Genomic DNA, 3,384 nt, shown 5'->3' with positions numbered 1-3,384 from the left:
AGGGTAGATGTGTTCGGAGAGCTTGCCCCCTCATCCGGCCCTTCGGGCCACCTTCTCCCCGGCGGGGAGAAGAAACCCAGTCACGCTTTCCCCTGCCCTCACAACGCCGCGGCGCATTCCTGGCAAAACGGCGTATAGGGCACCGCCTTCAGCCGATCCTCCGAAATCCGCTTGCCGCATTTGACGCAGGTGCCGAAGGTGCCGCTGGCGATACGGTCGAGGGCGGCGTCGATGGCGCGCAGCTCGTCCTGACCCACCTGCCCCAGCTCGTCCAGCACCTCGTCATTGCTGCGTTCGGTGGCGCGGTCCTCGTCATCGGGATTGCGAGGCTCTTCGAAATCGGCTTCGATCTTGTGCAGGCGGCGATAAAGCTCGCGCTGGCGGTCACGCAGGATTTTCTCGTAACTTTCGACATTCATGTTTTTTCCTCCAGCCGGTACGGGCGGAAAACCCGCCCGCAACCCCAAAAACGTCAGGCTTTTATCGATCCACCAGCACCGAGCATTTGGCGTGGCGCACCACGCGGTCCGCGGTGGCGCCGATGAAGTAATTGCTGAAATCCGGCGTGTGCGACGCGATGATGATGAGGTCGGCCTTGTGTTCCTCGGCGGCGGCGATGATTTCGCGCGCGGGCGCGCCGCTCCTGATTTCCTGGCTGCCCTTGAAACCGGCCCTGGCCTTGAGGTCCGAAAGCTTCGCCTTGGCGTCCTTGATGGCGTTTTCGATGAGGTCGACAGGCAGGTCGATCGCCATATAGCCCGGCAGTTCCTCGACCACGTTGATGAGAACGATCTCGCCATCGGGATCCAGCAGCGCCTTGGCCTTTTCGAGAATCCTTTCCCCCTTGTCGGTGGCGCTGAGGTCTACCGGTACGATGATCTTCCTGTACATGGCTGTCTCCTTTGGCTTGATCCGCCGTTTAGCGTGTCGGGCTAGGCTTATATTTCCCGTTCGGCACGGCCTTCACCTTGATCGAAGTCAAAGCCGGAGCCGGGCCGGAACGGGGCATTGTCAACGAATAGTGGACAGTCAATCGCCAGACGGTGATCTTTGCTGAACGACGAAACCAGCCCATATTCGCCTTCGACAAACGCCGCAAAGCGGCGTCGGCCGATAGTTCCGGCGACCGATCCGCCCCATGGCGCTTCGGATTCAATATGGAGATCATGATGAGTGAAATCAAACAATTCGCCCTGACGCGGCCGGCCTATGTCGGCCAGGCGCATCTCGTCGTTCACGATCTGCCGCGCGTTTCGGATTTCTACCAGAAGATCATCGGTCTTGCCGTTCTTGAAAAGAACCCGAGCGGCGAAGTGCTGGGTATCGGCGGCCAGCCGCTGCTTACACTTTCCACCTCCGGCACGGCGGAACGCGCGCCGCGCAACGCCGCAGGCCTGTTCCACACCGCCTTCCTGATGCCGAGCCGGGACGATCTGGCCCATTGGCTGGCGCATGCCGCCCATAACAATGTCCAGCTTCAGGGCGCGTCCGACCATCTGGTCAGCGAGGCGATCTATCTTGCCGACCCGGAAGGCAACGGCATCGAGGTCTATCGCGACCGTTCGCCTGACGAATGGACCTACCAGCAGGACGGCACGGTGGAGATGGCCACCCTCGGCCTCAACCTTCAGGCGCTTTACGACAGCGCGCCGAAGACGGCCTTTACCGGTGCGGCGGAAGGAACCGCCATCGGCCATATCCATCTGCAGGTCGGCAATATTCCGCAGGCGGATGAGTTTTATCAGGATGTGCTGGGGCTGAAGATCATGGCGCGTTATCCCGGCGCGAGCTTCTTCGGTTCCGGGGCCTATCACCACCATGTGGCCGCCAATATCTGGAACAGCCGCGGCGCCACAACCCGCAAGGACAATATGACCGGCCTTTCCGGCTATTCGCTGAAATTCAACGAGCCGGCGGCGCTCGACAGGGCGGCTGCCGCACTCGACCGGCTGGAGATCGCCACCGAGCGGCAGGGCGACGGCATTGCCCTGAAAGATCCGTGGGGCATTGGGCTAAAGCTTTCCGCATAAACGTAAAAAGGGGCGGCAGAAATTTACGCCGCCCCGGAACCGCCACATTTTTCGAACGTTTGTCACCTGATTGGGGGACCGTTCGATGAATGAAAACGCCAGACCGGACAAGACCGGCACATTGGCCACCGCCGGGGCGACGACCGGAACCGTTCCGCCACCAAGGGCCGCCGCGCTGGAGGCCCCGGCCTCCACCTCGCGCCGCGACGATGCGCGCAGCCAGCAGCCGCTTGGCCGCGAAGCGCTTGATGTCGTCGTCGCCTGGTCGGTGATCGGCATCTTCCTCATCATGCTGATGGCGGTCATCCACGAATTGTCGCTTATCCTCATTCCGGTGGTGATGGCCATCGTGGTGGGCATGATCCTCGGCATCGCCGCCGAAAAGCTCGGCTCCTACGGCATTCCCGGCTTCGGCGTCGCGCTCATCCTGTCAAGCCTCGTGGCGGCGGTGATGTTCTTCGTGGTCAATTCGCTGACCGAGCCGCTCTCGCTTCTCGCTTCGGAAGGGCCGGCGCTGGTGGAGCGCAGCATCGACCGTTTCCTGCCCTATCTGCAAAGCCTCAGATGGCTGAATATTTCGGCGGCGAGCTTCAGCCTGGGGTCGATGTCGATGGAATCCTTGATTTCGCGCAGCGGCGAAATCATTTCCGTGCTCGGCTCCAACGTCACCCCTGCGGTCATTCAGGGCCTGATCTTCCTCGCCGCGCTGCTGATGTTTCTCTATAGCCGGCTGCGGCTGCGCAAGGCGATCATCATGGCCTTTCCGGCCCGCCACCAGCGGCTCAGGACTATCCGCATCATCGGCTCGGTGGAAGAGGTGCTCGGCACCTATTTCGCCACGGCGGCGCTGATCTATGCCGGGCTCGGGGTGACGATGGTGATCATCGCCTATTTCGGCGGGCTGGCCATGCCGCTGCTCTGGGGGCTGTTCGCCTTCCTCTCCAGCTTCGTGCCGTTTCTCGGCATTACCGCCATGACGATAGCGCTGACGGTGGCTGGTATCATCACCCATGACAACATCGTTCTGGCGCTTCTGCCGGCGGCGATCTTCTTCACCATTCACCTTTTGATGGAAAACCTCGCCTTCCCGGCGGTGGTGGGCCGCAACATGGAGATAAACCCCTTCCTCGTCTTCGTGATGATCATTTTCTGGACGTGGATGTGGGGGGCGGCCGGGGCCATGCTGGCGCTGCCGCTGTCGCTGATCGCCATGACGGTGACGCGGGAACTCTTCCCCTCACGCCGGGTGGTGCCGAACCTGCCGGATTGAGCACGGCTTCAATGGCAGGCGCGGGCGCGTGGGGCTTACCCCCCTCTGCCCTGCCGGGCATCTCCCCCACAAGGGGGGAGATCG

The 3,384-nt window shown here is 62.0% G+C and carries 5 protein-coding genes; 2 read left to right on the top strand and 3 right to left on the bottom strand.

Annotation, left to right across the window (positions count from 1 at the left end; translation table 11 throughout):
* Nucleotides 1-98: 98 nt before the first annotated feature.
* From N5D22_RS27065 to N5D22_RS27055, 3 genes are all read right to left on the bottom strand, one after another.
* The gene (locus tag N5D22_RS27065) at nucleotides 99-419 is read right to left on the bottom strand and encodes a TraR/DksA C4-type zinc finger protein (RefSeq protein ID WP_035260908.1); all 321 of its coding nucleotides are present in this window, start codon (nucleotides 417-419) and stop codon (nucleotides 99-101) included.
* A 61-nt stretch (nucleotides 420-480) separates the two neighbouring features.
* The gene (locus N5D22_RS27060) at nucleotides 481-891 is read right to left on the bottom strand and encodes a universal stress protein (RefSeq protein WP_279658624.1); all 411 of its coding nucleotides are present in this window, start codon (nucleotides 889-891) and stop codon (nucleotides 481-483) included.
* A gap of 47 nt (nucleotides 892-938) precedes the next feature.
* Nucleotides 939-1,187: a hypothetical protein gene (locus N5D22_RS27055; protein WP_279658623.1), complete on the bottom strand. Its 249-nt coding sequence runs from the start codon at nucleotides 1,185-1,187 to the stop codon at nucleotides 939-941.
* On the opposite strand from N5D22_RS27055, the gene N5D22_RS27050 reads away from it, so the two are divergent.
* Both N5D22_RS27050 and N5D22_RS27045 read left to right on the top strand, forming a co-directional pair.
* Nucleotides 1,170-2,030, top strand: a complete 861-nt coding sequence (locus tag N5D22_RS27050; protein ID WP_279658622.1) for a VOC family protein — start codon at nucleotides 1,170-1,172, stop codon at nucleotides 2,028-2,030. The genes N5D22_RS27055 and N5D22_RS27050 overlap by 18 nt on opposite strands.
* An 85-nt stretch (nucleotides 2,031-2,115) precedes the next feature.
* Entirely contained in the window at nucleotides 2,116-3,300 is a 1,185-nt protein-coding gene (locus N5D22_RS27045) for an AI-2E family transporter (RefSeq protein WP_279658621.1), read from the top strand.
* Nucleotides 3,301-3,384 lie beyond the last annotated feature (84 nt).

The sequence above is a fragment of the Agrobacterium sp. GD03872 genome (assembly GCF_029840625.1).
GTDB lineage: Bacteria > Pseudomonadota > Alphaproteobacteria > Rhizobiales > Rhizobiaceae > Agrobacterium > Agrobacterium fabrum_A.
Note: the sequence above shows the minus strand (reverse complement) of the source record. Positions and strands in the feature narration are given on the sequence as shown.